Below are 15,095 nucleotides of genomic sequence, written 5' to 3'. Positions count from 1 at the left end.
ACAGGGCGTGCGGGGCCAGGCCGCCCCGTCCGCCCTCCCCCCACAGGAGTGCTGTGCCCACCAGTCACCCACGGCGCCGCGCCGCCCGCGCGTCCGCCGCCGCGGTGGCGGCTCTGGGGGCCGCCGTGGCGCTGTCCGGCTGCGGGGACACCGGCGGGCTGCGGGGCGCCGGGGCGACCCCGACGGCCGTGAGCCCGGCCCGGCCCTGGCCGGAGCTGCCGCCCGCGTCGAGCCCCGCCTACGACATCGGCGAGGTGGAGCACCAGGACGTCGAGGGCGTCGGCGTGCCCGGCGGGGACATCCGGGACGTCGACCCGTTGGCCGCCGTACGGGCCGAGATCGCCGCGCATCCCGAGCAGTACGACGGCGACCGGGCACCGTACCGGGAGACGACCCGCCGCCTGGCGGACTGCTCGGCGGCCGGGCGGGGCACCGGGTGCCCGGTGCTGCGGCCGTACTACCGGGACCTCACCGGAGACGGGCGGCCCGAGCTGACGCTGGGGTTCCGGCTGCTGCCGGAGAAGCTGACCGCCGTGCGCGTCTTCACCGTGGAGGGGGACCGGCTCGTCCGGATCATGGCCTACGAGGACGCCGTGAGCGCCGTCGAGCTGGCCGGGCGGTCGGTGATCGTCCGCGCGCCGTCGGAGGTCGCGGGCTACGAGTACCGGCTCCAGTGGACCTGGGACCCGGACCAGAGGGCGATGCTGCTCACCCGGGACGAGATGCTGCGCACCGGTGACGGCCTACGGCCGTCGGGCCCGCCCTCCGCCTCCCCGTCCTCACCCCCGGCGCCCTCACCACCGCCGTCCTCCCCCGCGCCGTCGCCTCCCGCGCCTCCGGCGGGCGTCCGGTGAGGCTCGCCCGCCCCCGCTGGGCCGGTCCGCTGGCGGTGCGCGCCGCCGTGTTCATCACCGTGATGTGCTGCGCGCTGGCCGCGCTGCTCGGTGTGCTGGTCCATGTCTCGGTGGCCGACCAGACCGAGGGCCGGGCCCGGGAGACGGCGCTGGTCCGGCTGCGGGACGCGACGGCGGCGTACGAGGCGGGGGACCCGCTGCGGCCGGGCGCCGCCATCGATCCGCCGGGGCTGCCGGAGCCGCTGCGGGCGCTGGCCGCCTCCGGGCGGCGCGGCACGATGGCCACCGAGGAGGGCGGGCGGCCCACGATGTGGGCGGCGGGTCCGGCCGAGGGGGGCCGGGTGCTCGCGGTCGGGGTCGACCACTCCCAGGGCAGGCGCACCATCGAGGACCTGGACCGGGCGATCGTGTGGTCGTCGGCGCTGGCGATCGGGGCGACGCTGCTGGTGGGGGCGTTCGCGGTGGCCCGGGTGACCCGCCGGCTGCACACGACGGCACGGGTCGCCCGGCGGATCAGCGCGGGCGACCTCGACGCGCGGGTCGACGACCCCCGGACCAAGGACCCGGTGTCCCGGCAGGACGAGGTGGCCGCGGTCGCCGCCGCGCTGGACTCCATGGCCGCCTCGCTCCAGGGCAAGCTGCTGGCGGAGCAGCGGTTCACCGCGGACGTGGCGCACGAGCTGCGCACCCCGCTGACCGGGCTGCACGCCGCGGCCGAACTGCTGCCGCCGGGCCGTCCGACGGAGCTGGTGCGGGACCGGGTGGCGGCGCTGCGCACGCTGACCGAGGACCTGCTGGAGATCTCCCGGCTGGACGCGGGCCGGGAGCTGCTGGAGACGGACACCGAGGACCTGGGCGAGCTGGCCCGGCGGGTGGTGGGCGCCTCGGGCACCGGCACCCGGGTGGATGTCCTGCGGGAGGTCCGGGTGGAGACGGACCGGCGGCGGCTGGAGCGGGTGCTCGGCAATCTGGTGGCCAACGCGCACCGGCACGGGCGGGGGCCGGTGGTGCTGACCGTCGACGGCCGGGAGGTCTCCGTGCGGGACCACGGGGACGGCTATCCGGAGTACCTGCTCGCGCACGGACCGCAGCGGTTCCGCACGGAGGGCGGCTCGAAGGGCCACGGGCTGGGGCTGACCATCGCCCTGGGGCAGGCGGACGTGCTCGGCGCGCGCCTGGAGTTCACCAACCCGCCCGACGGCGGCGCCCGGGCGGTCCTGACCCTCCCCTGACAGCGCCCCCAAGGGACGCCCGACTTCCGCCCCCGGCCCCTGCCCCCCTGTCCTCTGCCCCCGGAACTCCGACCCCGACCGCGTCCGACCCACCCGGCCGACCGCACCCCGACCGCACCCGAGCGGACCGTCCGCCCCCGCCCCGTCGCACCCCGAGCCGACCGTCCGCCCCCGACCCGTCCCGCCCAGAGCCGGCCGCCCGCCCCCGCACCCCGCGCCGGACGCCCGCCACCCGCCCGCCACACCCCGCCGGGGTGCCGACCGCGAGCCACCGGTGACGCCCCCGACAGGCCCCGGGGCCGCCGACTCCTCATGACAACCCCCTCCCGGCGAAAGGTCGTTCGCCATCCCGCTGCCCGTCCCGGGGCCCGGCGGACGGGAACCCCGCGCCGTGCCCGCCGTGCCCCGCCGCACGTCCCCGCCCCACCGCGCACCCGCCGCCGTACACCCGCTCGGGGCCCCGATGGCGCAGTGAGACGGGCGGGGCGCCGGGGGCGCTTCTAAGGTGGCGTTTGCCCACCTTCGACACCGTTCCGTCGCACTCGTCCTCCCGGGAGGTTCCCATGCCGACACCGCAGCCGCGCCCCGTCCTCGTCCGCCGGTTCGCCATAGCGGCGGCCACCGGAGCGCTCCTCGCCTCCGTGGCCGCCGCCCCCGCGGGTGCGGCCGACGGCCCGGACCCGGGGCCCTCGGCGGCCGCCGGGCAGAACGCGCACGGCGAACGGCCCGGCGGCGGCTCCGGCGCCGGGGGCGACGGAGGCGGAGGCAACGGGAGCGGGGGCAACGGGGGCGGAGGCGTGGGCCACCAGGGCAACGTCGCCGGGAGCGGCGGCACCGGGGGCAACGGCACCGGGCGGCCGGAGCAGAGCGGCGCCTACCGGGGTGTCGTCACCGCCGACCGGCTGGCCCTGCGCACCTCGCCCACCCGCGGCGGGGACGTGATCCGCTACGCCCACCGGGGCGAGATCGTGTCCATCCACTGCAAGACCCCCGGTGACACCGTGCGGGGCAATCCGCTCTGGTACCTCCTCACGGACGGCACCTGGGCCTGGGGCGCCGCCCGGTACATCGACAACATCGGCCCCGCACCGCGCTGGTGCTGACGCCGGAGGACCGCGGATGACGACGGCCGGAGCGGGACCCGGCACCGGGACCGGGCACGGCACGGGAGACGGCGGACAGGGCCCCGGAGACGGCGGGCACGGCGCGGAGGACGGCCGCGGCACCGGCGCCGGGCCGGGCATCGGAATGGCCGTGGCCGAGGCGGACGCCCCCGAACCCACCGCCGGGCTCCCCCGGCGCCGCGGCGTCGAGCTCGCCCTCATCCTGCTGGCCGTCCTGCTCTCGGTCTGCGGCTACTGCGCCGTGGGCCTCGCCCGGCACGGCACCCTCCCGCCCGGCGCCGCCGGCTACGGCGCCGGGCTCGGCGTGCTCGCGGTCCTCGCGCACCTCGCCGTCCGGCTGCGCGCCCGGTACGCCGACCCGCTGCTGCTGCCCATCGGGGTCCTGCTCAACGGCCTGGGCCTGGTCCTCATCTACCGGCTGGACCTGGAGACGCCGGGCGACCGGGCGGCCCCCGCGCAGCTCGTCTGGTCGACGCTGGGCATCGGGCTGTTCACCCTGGTCGTGCTGCTGCTGCGCGACCACCGCGTGCTCCAGCGCTACGCCTATCTGTCGGTCGCCGCCGCGCTGGTGCTGCTGACCCTGCCGATCCTGTTCCCGGCGGTCAACGGGGCCCGGATCTGGCTGCGGGTCGGGGACCTGTCGATCCAGCCCGGGGAGTTCGCCAAGGTCCTCCTCGCGGTGTTCTTCGCCGCCTATCTGGCCGCCAACCGGGGCGCGCTGGCGTACGCGGGGCGCCGGGTGTGGGGGATGCGGCTGCCCACCGGGCGGGTGCTCGGCCCCATCCTCGCCGTGTGGCTGGTCAGCGTGCTGGTGCTGGTGCTGGAGCGGGACCTCGGGACCTCGCTGCTGTTCTTCGGCCTGTTCGTGGTCCTGCTGTACGTGGCGACCGGCCGCAGCGGCTGGATCGCCGTCGGCCTGCTGCTGGCCTCGCTGGGCGCGCTCGCCGTGGGGTGGCTGGAGCCGCACGTGCACGCGCGGGTGGAGGACTGGCTGCACCCCTTCGCCTCCATCGAGGCGGGCCGGGGCCCCAACCAGCTCGCGCAGTCGCTGTTCGCGTTCGCGGCGGGCGGCTGGACGGGGACGGGGCTGGGGCTCGGCCACTCGGCCCTCATCGGCTTCGCGGTGAAGTCCGACTTCATCCTCGCCACCGCGGGCGAGGAGCTGGGCTTCCTCGGGCTGGCCGCGCTGTTCCTGCTCTACGGGCTGCTGGTGGAGCGGGGGCTGCGGGCGGGCCTGGGCGCCCGCGACCCCTTCGGCCGGCTGCTGGCGGTCGGCCTCGCCTCCATCGTGGCGCTCCAGGTGTTCGTCATCGCGGGCGGGGTGACGGGGCTGATCCCGCTGACCGGGATGGCGATGCCGTTCCTGGCGCAGGGCGGCTCGTCGGTGGTGACCAACTGGGCGATGGTGGCGCTGCTCATCCGGATCAGCGACGCGGCCCGGCGCGGGGCGCGGCCATGACCCGCAACATCCGGCACGCCGCCCTCTTCTGCGCGCTGCTGCTGGCCGCGCTGCTGGCGAACGCGGTCCGGGTGCAGTTGGTGCGCGCCCCGGAGTACGACGGCAACCCGGCCAACCGCCGCCCGGACATCGCCCGTTACCAGCAGCCGCGCGGGAACATCCTGGTCGGCGGGCGGGCGGTCACCGGTTCCCGGGACACCGGCGAGCACCTGCGCTTCGAGCGGACGTACGCCGACGGTCCGCTGTACGCGCCGGTGACCGGCTTCGCCTCGCAGGCGTACGGCACGACGCTGCTGGAGCACGCGGAGGACGGGCTGCTGTCGGGCGCCGATCCGGTGCTGGCACCGCTGCCGCTGTGGAACGACGTCACCGGCGGCCGCAGCCCGGGGGGCGACGTGGTGACGACCGTCGACCCGGCGGCGCAGCGGGCGGCGTACGAGGGGCTGGGGGCGCGCAAGGGGGCGGTGGCGGCGGTCGACCCGGCGACGGGGCGGGTGCTGGCGCTGGTGTCCACGCCGTCGTACGATCCGCAGCTGCTGTCCGGCAACGGCGCGGACGCCGACGGCACCTGGACCCGGCTGAACCGCGATCCGGACAAGCCGATGCTCAACCGGGCGGTGCGGGGCACCTATCCGCCGGGGTCGACCTTCAAGGTGGTCACGGCGGCGGCGGCGCTGGACGCCGGGGTGGTGCGGGACCTGGACGCGCCGACCCTCACCCCCGACCCGTACACCCTGCCGGGGACGCGGACGCGGCTGACCAACGAGGGCGAGGGGTGCCGGAACGCCTCGCTGCGGGACGCCTTCGAGTGGTCGTGCAACACGGTCTTCGCGAAGCTGGGCGTGGACGTGGGGGTGGCGGGGATGGCGGCCTCGGCGGAGGCGTTCGGGTTCAACGACGAGGGGCTGCGCATTCCGTTCTCCGTCGCCCGATCGACCTTCGACACCGAAGTGGACCGGGCGCAGCTCGGGCTGTCCTCGATCGGCCAGTACAACACCCGGGCGACCCCGCTGCAGATGGCGATGGTGGCGGCGGCGGTGGCGGACGGCGGCCAGGTGCGGGCTCCCTACCTGGTGGAGCGGACGGTGCGGGCGGGCGGCAGCCTGGTGGCGGCGGCCGGGTCGCGGCCGGTGCGGGAGGCGATGCGGCCGTCGACGGCCCGGCGGCTGAAGGAGCTGATGGCGGGCGTCGTGGAGCACGGCACCGGTGCCAACGCGGCGATCCCGGGCGCCCTGGTGGGCGGCAAGACCGGCACGGCGCAGCACGGGGTGGGCAACGCGGGCACGCCGTACGCCTGGTTCGTGTCCTGGGCGCAGCGGGACGGGGAGGCCCGGCCGCGGGTCGCGGTGGCGGTGGTGGTGGAGGGGGCGCCCGGGGAGCGGGAGGAGATCAGCGGGGGCGGGCTGGCGGCGCCGGTGGCCCGGGCGGTGATGGAGGCGGTGCTCGGCGGCTGAGCCGGGGCGGGCGGCCGCCGCGCCCGGCCCGGCGGGCTCCGGCCCGGCGGGCTCCGGCCCGGCGGGCTCCGGCCCGGCGGGCTCCGGCGCCTCAACCACCTGCCGCCGAGCGGTGGTTGGGGCGGGATCCGGCATCCGGCGCATGGACACCTCCGGACACCGTCCCGCCCGGGTCGGCATCGCCCGCCTCCGGGCCTCGCTGGACTCGCCCCTGCGCAAGGACTTCGTCGACGCGCTCGACCCGGTGAACCCGGTGGAGCGGTTCCTCGCGGCGCCGGCGGTCACCGCCCGGCACGACCCGCGGACCGCCGCGCCCCTCGGGGTCCGGCCGGCGGATGTCCGACACTGATCCGGTGAAGAGCGAAGACACCCCCTTCGAGGGCGGTCCCATGGACGGCCGGGTGCTGCCCGTGCTGGTCGGCATGACCGGCCACCCCCCGAAGACCTACCGCATCCCCGTCCCCGCCCCCGGCGGCGGTCCGCCCACCGTGCTGGTCTACCGGCGCGTCCCCCGCTCCGAACGCCCCCGGGCCGGGTTCGCCCGCTGGAAGTACGCCTACGACCCCGGGGGCGACCGGGGCCCCCGGGTGCGCTGGCCCTGGTCCCGGCCGCACGCCACGCCGGACGGCGAGCCGGACGACGCCCACGGGTGACTCCGTTGCGCCGAACCGCGCACATCCGGCGCGCGGACCGGGCGCCGTCGCCCGATATTCACCGTGCGGAGCGGAGGGCCCGCCCCGCAGCGGAGGTGATGGTGTGTCAGGAAGGTTCCCGCGTCTGGTGTGCACGGCGGCGTTGACGGCCGGTCTCGTCCTCGCCCCGCTGCCCGCCGGGGCCGCCCCGGGGCCGGGCGGCGCGGCCGGCGGCCGGACCCCGGCCGAACTGCTGACGGACCTCCAGCGGCTCTACCGGGAGGCCGAGAAGGCCACCGAGACCTACAACGGCACCGCCGAGCGGCTCGGCGCCCGGCGCGCCGAGGTCAAGCGGCTGGACACCGAGCTGGCGCGGGCCCGGACCTCCCTCGGCGACAGCCGGGCCGCCGCCGGATCGCTGGCCCGCCAGCAGTACCGGGACGGCGGCGCCCTCTCCCTCTACCTCCGGCTGCTGCTGGCCCGCGATCCGCAGGGCGCCCTCGAACAGGGCCATGTGCTCACCCGGCTGGCCCGGGAGCGGGCCGGGGTGGTGGGCCGCCTGGCCCGGGACGAGCGGCGGACCGAGGCCCTGGCCCGGCGCGCCCGCACCGCTCTCGGTGCCCAGCTCGCCCTGGCCGCCGAGCAGCGGCGGCAGCGCGACGAGGTCCGGCGCGGGCTCGCCGACGTGGAGCGGCTGCTGGCCGCGCTCACCCCGGAGCAGCGGGCCGGGGTGGCCGCGCTGGAGCGCTCGGGCACCGCCCTGGCGCAGGAGCGGCTGCTGGCGTCCGGCGCGCTCGGCGACGACGGGAAGCCGTCGGAGGCGGGCCGCAGCGCGGTGCGGTTCGCGGTGCGGCAGCTCGGCAAGCCCTACGTCTGGGGTGCGCAGGGCCCGTCCTCCTACGACTGCTCGGGGCTGACCTCGGCGGCCTGGCGGCGGGCGGGCCGGGCGATCCCGCGCACCAGCCAGCAGCAGTGGGCGCGGCTGCGCCGGGTCCCGATGTCCGCGCTGCGCCCCGGCGATCTGGTCGTCTACTTCCCCGAGGCGACCCATGTGGCGCTCTACCTCGGCGGCGGCCTGGTCGTGCAGGCGCCGCGCCCCGGGGCCCGGGTCAAGGTCTCCCCGGTCGCCGCCAACCCGGTCCTCGGCGCCGTGCGCCCCGATCCGGAGGGCGTGCCGCTGCGCCGGTACACGCCGCCGTCACTGCCGGCGGGGGCGACGGCCGGGTCCGACGCGGGGTTCGCCGGGTAGCCCCGGGGGGCGGGCGGGCGCCGGGTGCCCCGGGCCGCCGGCCCGGGGCCTGACCGGCCCCTGCCGTCGTCGCCCTCAGCGCCGCCGCGCGGCGTCGGGCGTGCGCTCCCCCGCGCCGGCCCCGGGCCTTCGTACGCGACCTCCTCGGGGCCGGGGCCGGCGCGGCGGGAGTGCGTGCTCGGCGCCGTGCGGCGGACGGGAAGGGGCGGGCGGGCCTCAGGGGGCCTCCGCCGGGGCGGCCGGGGGCGTGGCGCCCAGCTCAGCCAGGTAGGAGCCGGTCAGTTCGGGGTCGTAGAAGAAGTCCTCGAAGTCGGAGGGGTCGTCGAAGCCGTTGGCGAAGCGGTCGGCGGCGGGCTGGAGCTGCCCGGCGGCGCCCACGAGGTCCAGGACGTGTCCGGGCGGCGGGGCGAGCATGGCGTTGGTCCACTTGGTGACGTGCCGGGCGGTGTCCCAGTAGCGGTCGAAGGTCCGCAGCATCCACTCCTCGTCGAAGGGCCGGTCGCCGTGCTCGACGATGGAGGCGAGGTAGCCGGCGGCGCACTTGGCGGCCGAGTTGGAGCCCTGGCCGGTGACCGGGTCGTTGGCGACGACGACGTCCGCGACGCCGAGGACGAGCCCTCCGCCGGGCAGCCGTCCGACGGGGTGGCGGACGGTGGGGGCGTAGCGCCCGGCGAGGGTGGCGCCCGCGTCGGTCAGCTCGACCCCGGTGGCCCGCGCGTACTCCCAGGGCAGGAAGGTCCTCATCAGGTCGAGGGTGAGGGAGAGGTGCTCCGCCGGGTCCTTGACGCCCCGGAAGACGTCGAGGGGGCCGCCGGGTATGCCCTCCCAGAAGAGGATGTCGGCGCGGCCGGAGGTGGTGAGGGTCGGCATGACGAACATCTCGCCGACGCCGGGCACCAGGTTGCAGCGGACGGCCTCGGTGTCCGGGTGCTCGGGGCGCGGGCCCAGCCCGTGGACGTACGCCACCGCCAGCGCCCGCTGCGGCTCGGCGTACGGGGACCGGGAGGCGTCCCGGCCGAACATCCCCACCAGTTCGCCCTTGCCCGCGGCGACCAGGACGAGGTCGTAGGCGCGGGAGAAGTAGTCGAGGTCGCCCACCGCGGCGCCGTGGATGACCAGTTGGCCGCCGCGCTGGGCGAAGGTCTCCATCCAGCCGGCCATCTTCACCCGCTGGTCGACGGACTGGGCGAAGCCCCGCAGCCGCCCGAGCCAGTCGACCGCCCGGCGGGTGGGGCCGGGGTCGTGGGAGCCGGGTACGGCCACCGAGACGCCGAGCCCCTCGATCCTCGGCGCCTGGGACTCCCAGAAGTTCAGCCCGAGGTCGCGCTCGTGCTGGAGGGCGGTCGGGAACATGCACTGCGTCGACATGACCCGGCCGGTGCGGATCTCGTCCGCGGTCCGGTTGGACATCAGGGTGACCTCGTAGCCGTGGGACTGTAGGCCCAGGGCCAGTTGCAGGCCGGACTGCCCGGCTCCGACGACGAGTATCTTCCGCATGCGGCGTTCGACTCCTACTCGGGTTGCGTCTGCTGGGGCGCGGCCGGCCGGTTCCGGCGGGGGTCCGGGTGCTCGGGGTCCCCGGGTGTCCGGGGGCCGGTCTACTCGGGGGTCTCGTCGAGCGCGTGGCCCACGAGGGACAGCAGCGTCCCGACGACGGAGACCCGGTCGCGCGCGTCCATGATCACGACGGGTATGTGCGGGGGGACCGACAGCGCCTCGCGCACGTCCGCCGCGTCGAACAGCTCACTGCCGTCGAAGTGGTTGACGGCGACGATGTACGGCAGCCGGCAGCTCTCGAAGTAGTCCAGCGCCGGGAAGCAGTCCTTCAGACGGCGGGTGTCGGCCAGCACGACGGCGCCGATCGCGCCGCGCACCAGGTCGTCCCACATGAACCAGAAGCGCTGCTGGCCGGGGGTGCCGAACAGGTGGAGGACCAGGCTGTCGTCGAGGGTGATGCGGCCGAAGTCCATGGCCACGGTGGTGGTGAGCTTGCCCGGGGTGGCGCTGAGGTCGTCGGTCTCGGCGCTGGCCTCGGTCATCAGCGCCTCGGTCTGCAGGGGCGTGATCTCCGAGACGGTGGTGACCAGGGTGGTCTTGCCCACGCCGAAGCCGCCGGCCACCACGATCTTGGTGGCGACGGGGGCGCGGGTGCGGTCGGTCTGCCACGGCAGCAGCGGTCCGTCGTCGGTCCCGGCGAGCGGAGCGCCGCCGACGGCGGCGGAGACGGCGGAGTCAGAGACGGCGGAGCCCACTGAGCACCCTTTCGAGCAGAACACGGTCCGGGCGGCCCGTGCCATGGCCGGTCCCGGTGCCGTAGACACGGATCCTTCCCTGGTCCGCCAGGTCGCTGAGCAGCACGCGGACGACGCCGAGCGGCATCCTCAGCAGGGCGGAGATCTCGGCCACCGTACGCATCCGGCGGCAGAGTTCGACGATGGCCCGCATCTCGGGCATCACCCGGGAGGCCGGACCGGCCAGTTCGCGGCGCTCCCCGGCGGCCTCGATCGCGGTGGCGCCGACGAAGGTCTCCACCAGCAGGACGTGGCCGAAGCGGGTGCGTCCGCTGGTGAGCGAGTAGGGGCGCACCCGGGCGGGCTTGCGGTCGGCGCCGCGCACCGGCAGGTCGCCGCGGTTCGCGGCGGCAGGGTCGGTCATCGCGCGCTCCCGGCCGGCTCGCCCTCCAGCGACCTGCGCAGTTCGCTGCGGAGTTCGGGGGTCAGCACGTGTCCCGCGCGGCCGACGAACAGGGCCATGTGGTACGCCACCACGCTCATGTCGCAGTCGGCCGAGCCGTGCACGCCGAGCAGCGAGCCGTCGCTGATCGACATCACGAAGAGGCTGCCCTCCTCCATGGCGACCATGGTGTGCTTGACGCCGCCGAACTCCAGCAGCTTGGCGGCGCCGACGGTGAGGCTGCCCACGCCGGAGACGACGGTGGCCAGGTCGGCGGCGTGGCCCCGGGGCCCGGCGGGGGCGTCGTCGTGGTTCCTGCGGGCCTCGTCGTGGCGGCCGGGGTCGGAGGAGAGGAGCAGCAGGCCGTCCGACGAGACCACGGCGACGGACCGGATGCCGGGGACCTCCTCGACCAGATTCGTCAACAGCCAGTGCAGGTTGCGGGCTTCACTGCTCGGTCGGAGCGTACTGGGCGCGGTCAACTGCTTGCCTCCTCGACGGTGCCCCCCGTGGCTTCCTCGGTCGTCCCTGCTGCCGCCGGGGACCGGTGCCCGGCCGTCCGGTCGGCGATCTCCGCCTCGACATCGCGCCGCCCGGCCTCCGCCCCCCGGCGGAAACCTCCCAGGCGGCGTCGCAGCGCCTCGGCGTCGACGGAACCCGTGCGCGGCCGCTCGGCCGGCGTGGGAGTGGTGAGCTTCGGGGTCCGCTTGGGCAGTCCCTTCTCGGTGACGGGCTCGGCCTGCTGGTCGGTGGCCTCGTCGGGGGTGCGCTCATGGGCGTCGGGGCCGATGGCGTAGGGGTCGTCGGCGGGGGCCTGCGCCTGTGCGGGGAGCAGGAGCGCCATGGTGGTGTCGTCGGGCAGTTCCCGGCGGCCGCGGGCGACCGGGGCGGCGGCCGCGGCGGGGCCGTCCCTGTCGGGGGCGTCTTCGTCGGGGGTGTCTCCGTCGGGGGCGCTTCCGGAGCGGGGCGCGGGGGTGCGGGGGGCCGCCGAGGACTCGGGGGTCTCCGGAGCGGCCGGGTCGGCGGGGGCCTGCGGGACGGTTCCGGTCGCGGAGGTCCACGGGATCCCGGGCTGCGGGGTCCCGGGGGCCTCCCCGGCGGCGGGCGCACGGTCCGCGAGGGGGCTGCCGGGGGCCGCGGAGGGGTCGGCGGAGGCGGAGTCCTTCGGAGCCGCCGGGGTGCGCGGGGCCTCCGCGGGCGGGGCGGGCTCCGGGGAGTCCGGGGCCCCGTCCACGGTCGCGGTGTCCGGGACCGCCGTGGCTCCGGCGCCGGGCCGGGTCCCGCCGGAGGTCTCGGAGGTGGCGGTGGTCTCGGCGCCCTCGGTTCCGGGGGCGGCCGGGTCCCCGGCCGGAACGGTGTCGGGCCCGGGGTCGGGAGCCGGGACGGAGGACACGGCGTCGGACGGTCCCGGGGCGGCGGGCGGGGCCGACCCCTCGGTGTCCTCGCCCGGCGAGGAGGCACCCTGCCGCTCGGACGCGGCGGCGTCCGAACCGGGGACGTCCGGGCCCGAGGCATCCGAGCCGGGGACGTCCGGGCCCGGGGCATCCGAGCCGGGCACGTTCGGGTTCGGGACGTCCAGGTCCGGGGCGCCCGTGCCGGAGGTGTCCGGGGCCGGGGCATCCGCGTCGGGGGCGGGGGCGCCGGGGGCGTCCGCGTTCGAGGCCACCGGGTTCGGGGCGTCCGGCGTCGGGGCATCCCTGCCGGGCACGTCCGGCGTCGGGGTGTCCCCGCCCGCCTCGTCCCGGGCCGGGGCGTCCGCCTCATCCCTCGCCGGGATCCGGGCGCCCTCCGTCGCGGTGTCCGTGGCGGCCTCCGTCGCGGTGTCCGGCTCCGCGCTCCGTGCCGCCGGGACGGTGGGCGTCTTCGCCGAGCCCCGGGGGGCGCGTTCGGGCAGGGCGTTGGAGTCGGCCTCCGAATCGGCGCCCGGCAGCGAGACCGTGCCCGGCTCCTCGGCCCCCGGGGCGGCGGCGGACGGCGCGACCGCGGCCGGCGGCTCCGCCGCGAGCAGCGTGGTCGGCAGGACCACGACGGCGGCGATCCCGCCCTGCTTCTGCTCCCGCAGCCGCACCCGCACCCCGTGCCGGTGGGCGAGGCGGGCGACGACGTAGAGGCCGAGCCCGAGCCCGTCCTCCTCGTCCTGCTCGTAGGGCGCCTCGGGGTCGAAGTCGGTGAGGCGGGCGTTGAGCCGCTCCAGCCGCTCGGCGGTCATGCCGATGCCCTCGTCCTGGACGGAGAGCATCACCTCGCCGCTCTCCAGCAGCCAGCCGGAGATCTCGGCGGGCAGGTCCGGCGGCGAGAACGAGGTGGCGTTCTCCATCAGCTCGGCGAGCAGGTGGGAGAGGTCGTCCGCGGCGAACCCGGCCACGTGCGCGCGCGGCGGCAGCGCGGCGATACGGACCCGCTCGTACCGCTCGATCTCGCTGACCGCGGCCCGTACGACGTCGACCAGCGGCACCGGCCCGGAGCTGTGCTGGATGTGCTCGGTGCCGGCCAGCACGAGGAGGTTCTCGCTGTGCCGCCGCATGACGGTGGCGAAGTGGTCCAGCTTGAACAGGGTGGACAGGCGGTCCGGGTCCTGCTCGCGCTGCTCCAGGCTCTCGATGACGGCGAGCTGACGCTCCACCAGTCCGAGGGTGCGCAGGGCGAGGTTGACGAAGGTGCCGCCGATGCTCTTGCGCACCGTCTCCAGCCGGGCGGTGGATTCGGCCAGTTCGGAACGGAGCTCCTCGCGGGCGTCGGCCATCCGCTGGCGCTGGCCGACCAGGTGCTTGCGGTCGGACTCCAGGGTGACGACCCGTTCGGCCAGCGTGGCGGCGTGCGCGTGCAGGGCGTTGACGGAGCGGACGACCTGGGCGAACTCGTCGTTGCGGCCGGTGAAGGCGATGGGCTGCTCGGTCGCGGGCTGCTCGGCGGCGGCCAGCCGGGCGGAGCCCCGGCGCAGCACCGACAGCGGGCGGGTGAGGGTGCGGGCCATGGCCGTGGCGACGCCGAGGGCGAGCAGGATCAGGGCGCCGAGGGCCGCGATCCGCAGCTCCAGCCCGGTCACGTCGTCGTCGCGCAGTTGCTCCAGGCCGGCGGTGCGCTTCTCGTAGAGGGCGGACTCGGCGCCGCGCATCGCGTCGATCCGGGCCGACAGGGCGGCGTCCAGCCGCTTGACGGAGGTGCGCAGCTCCTCGTCGGAGAGGACGGGCCGGTCGGTGAGCCCGGCCAGGTACTTCTCGGCCGAGTTGACCTCGGGCCCGGTGACGGCGGCGTCGTAGCGGTCGCGGCTCTCCCTGGGCGCGCCCTCGCGGAAGGCGGTGAGGGAGGCGTCGGAGCGCACCCGGGCCTGCTGGGCGGCGGTGGTGAGGGCGTCGCGGCGCTCGGCGTCGGCGTCGGAGGTGACCGTGGTCTCGGTGGGCAGCCCGGTGAGGGGGTCGATGACGGTCTGGGTGCTGCTGGGCACGCCGAGGGCGGCGAGCAGCAGACCTCGGGTGGCGGCGGCCTGCTGGACCGCGGTGTCGAGCTCGGCCAGGGCCTGGGCGCCGGAGCCCGCGCGGGGCGGCATCCGCTCGGCCAGCTCCGTCGCCAGGGAGTGCAGCTCGGTGATGGTGCGGGTGTACTCCTCGTGCGCTTCGAGAGCGGTGCTCTTGCCGGTGAGCGCCGCTCTCCGCAGCGTCGCGATGGCCTCCAGGTCCTCGCGCAGGGCGGCGGGGGTGGCGGGATCGGCCCGCATCTCCTCCACCTGGCGGTCGACCCGGGCGCCGCGCTGCTCGGAGGGCGCCTTGGACCGCGGGCGCCCGGCGGCGATGTAGGGGGTCACCTCGTCCCGCTCGTCCGCGAGGGAGTGGGCGAGCGTCAGCGCGTCCTGGGTGCGGCCGGCCAGGGTCACGAGTTCCTGGGTGTCGTGGAGCTGCCCGGAGGCGGCGACGATCGAGGGCGCCCCGGCCCCGGCGACGGCGGCGGCGACGACCGCCACGGCGACGATGAGGCGGTTGCGGACGTGCGTGGGCCTGCCCTTGCCGACGGCGGGCGCCGGGGGGGCCGGTGGGGTGGCGGGCGTTCCCGGGGCGGAGGTGCCGGGGGTCCGCTCCGCGCTCTCCGCGGGGGCCGTCTGCTTGTCTCTGCGACGAGGCCGCGTCTTCTGCACCGGTGCTCGCATTCCTGACTCGTGTACCCGTGGGCCCGGGTGGCGCTCCGTCAAACTGGCCGGGCGGCGTGCGCCCTCCCCCAAGCTCCCGGCCGTCCCTCCCCGTCGGCTGCGCGTCGGGCGGGGTGGCCGCGTGAGCGGGGCAGACCCCCCACCGGTTCCCGACCATTCCAGTGCCGGTATGCGGTGGGCGGGCATCACCTGACCCGCCACCCGAAGGAGTGAACCCCGGAGGGGAGTTGAGGGGCAAGTTCCCCTGGCGCATGTCGGCCGCACCGCTGGCGTGCCG

General features: G+C 76.9%; 12 protein-coding genes and 1 pseudogene. 8 read left to right on the top strand and 5 right to left on the bottom strand.

The genetic code is table 11. The features are described 5' to 3' along the window. The first annotated feature begins 53 nt into the window (after nt 1–53). The 8 genes and pseudogenes from GTY84_RS21600 to GTY84_RS21565 all read left to right on the top strand — a co-directional run bounded on the left by GTY84_RS21600 (nt 54) and on the right by GTY84_RS21565 (nt 8,004). A complete protein-coding gene (locus tag GTY84_RS21600) occupies nt 54–854 on the top strand; it encodes a hypothetical protein (RefSeq protein WP_161227961.1) in 801 nt (266 codons plus the stop codon). Next, nucleotides 851–2,086 carry a HAMP domain-containing sensor histidine kinase gene (locus tag GTY84_RS21595; protein WP_161227960.1) on the top strand — a complete coding sequence of 412 codons (1,236 nt, stop codon included), beginning with the start codon at nt 851–853 and terminating at the stop codon, nt 2,084–2,086. The genes GTY84_RS21600 and GTY84_RS21595 overlap by 4 nt, the downstream gene beginning before the upstream one ends. Before the next feature lie 563 nt (nt 2,087–2,649). Then, nucleotides 2,650–3,189 (top strand): SH3 domain-containing protein, encoded by a 540-nt coding sequence (locus GTY84_RS21590; protein ID WP_161227959.1) that lies wholly within the window; start codon nt 2,650–2,652, stop codon nt 3,187–3,189. A gap of 145 nt (nt 3,190–3,334) precedes the next feature. Continuing rightward, nucleotides 3,335–4,669 (top strand): FtsW/RodA/SpoVE family cell cycle protein, encoded by a 1,335-nt coding sequence (locus GTY84_RS21585; RefSeq protein ID WP_161228049.1) that lies wholly within the window; start codon nt 3,335–3,337, stop codon nt 4,667–4,669. After that, nucleotides 4,666–6,123, top strand: a complete 1,458-nt coding sequence (locus GTY84_RS21580; RefSeq protein WP_161227958.1) for a penicillin-binding transpeptidase domain-containing protein — start codon at nt 4,666–4,668, stop codon at nt 6,121–6,123. Before GTY84_RS21585 ends, GTY84_RS21580 begins: the two co-directional genes overlap by 4 nt. A gap of 142 nt (nt 6,124–6,265) precedes the next feature. Next, nucleotides 6,266–6,373 (top strand): annotated as a pseudogene (locus GTY84_RS21575) (DUF3291 domain-containing protein); the annotation flags it as partial. Nucleotides 6,374–6,476: 103 nt separating this feature from the next. Next, nucleotides 6,477–6,776 carry a hypothetical protein gene (locus GTY84_RS21570; RefSeq protein WP_161227957.1) on the top strand — a complete coding sequence of 100 codons (300 nt, stop codon included), beginning with the start codon at nt 6,477–6,479 and terminating at the stop codon, nt 6,774–6,776. 103 nt (nt 6,777–6,879) lie between these two features. Continuing rightward, nucleotides 6,880–8,004 (top strand): C40 family peptidase, encoded by a 1,125-nt coding sequence (locus tag GTY84_RS21565; RefSeq protein ID WP_161227956.1) that lies wholly within the window; start codon nt 6,880–6,882, stop codon nt 8,002–8,004. A gap of 216 nt (nt 8,005–8,220) precedes the next feature. Here GTY84_RS21565 and GTY84_RS21560 read toward each other — a convergent pair whose 3' ends face one another. The 5 genes from GTY84_RS21560 to GTY84_RS21540 form a co-directional block, all read right to left on the bottom strand. Continuing rightward, nucleotides 8,221–9,501 (bottom strand): styrene monooxygenase/indole monooxygenase family protein, encoded by a 1,281-nt coding sequence (locus tag GTY84_RS21560; protein ID WP_161227955.1) that lies wholly within the window; start codon nt 9,499–9,501, stop codon nt 8,221–8,223. Nucleotides 9,502–9,602: 101 nt separating this feature from the next. After that, entirely contained in the window at nt 9,603–10,256 is a 654-nt protein-coding gene (locus GTY84_RS21555; RefSeq protein ID WP_265292576.1) for an ATP/GTP-binding protein, read from the bottom strand. Further along, nucleotides 10,237–10,659, bottom strand: a complete 423-nt coding sequence (locus tag GTY84_RS21550) for a DUF742 domain-containing protein (RefSeq protein WP_161227953.1) — start codon at nt 10,657–10,659, stop codon at nt 10,237–10,239. Before GTY84_RS21550 ends, GTY84_RS21555 begins: the two co-directional genes overlap by 20 nt. Beyond that, nucleotides 10,656–11,159: a roadblock/LC7 domain-containing protein gene (locus tag GTY84_RS21545; protein WP_161227952.1), complete on the bottom strand. Its 504-nt coding sequence runs from the start codon at nt 11,157–11,159 to the stop codon at nt 10,656–10,658. Before GTY84_RS21545 ends, GTY84_RS21550 begins: the two co-directional genes overlap by 4 nt. After that, nucleotides 11,156–14,806: a nitrate- and nitrite sensing domain-containing protein gene (locus GTY84_RS21540; RefSeq protein ID WP_161227951.1), complete on the bottom strand. Its 3,651-nt coding sequence runs from the start codon at nt 14,804–14,806 to the stop codon at nt 11,156–11,158. Before GTY84_RS21540 ends, GTY84_RS21545 begins: the two co-directional genes overlap by 4 nt. Nucleotides 14,807–15,095 lie beyond the last annotated feature (289 nt).

The sequence above is a fragment of the Streptomyces sp. SID8352 genome (genome assembly GCF_009862265.1).
In the GTDB taxonomy this organism is placed as follows: domain Bacteria; phylum Actinomycetota; class Actinomycetes; order Streptomycetales; family Streptomycetaceae; genus Streptomyces.
This window is presented reverse-complemented; position numbering and strand designations above follow the sequence as displayed.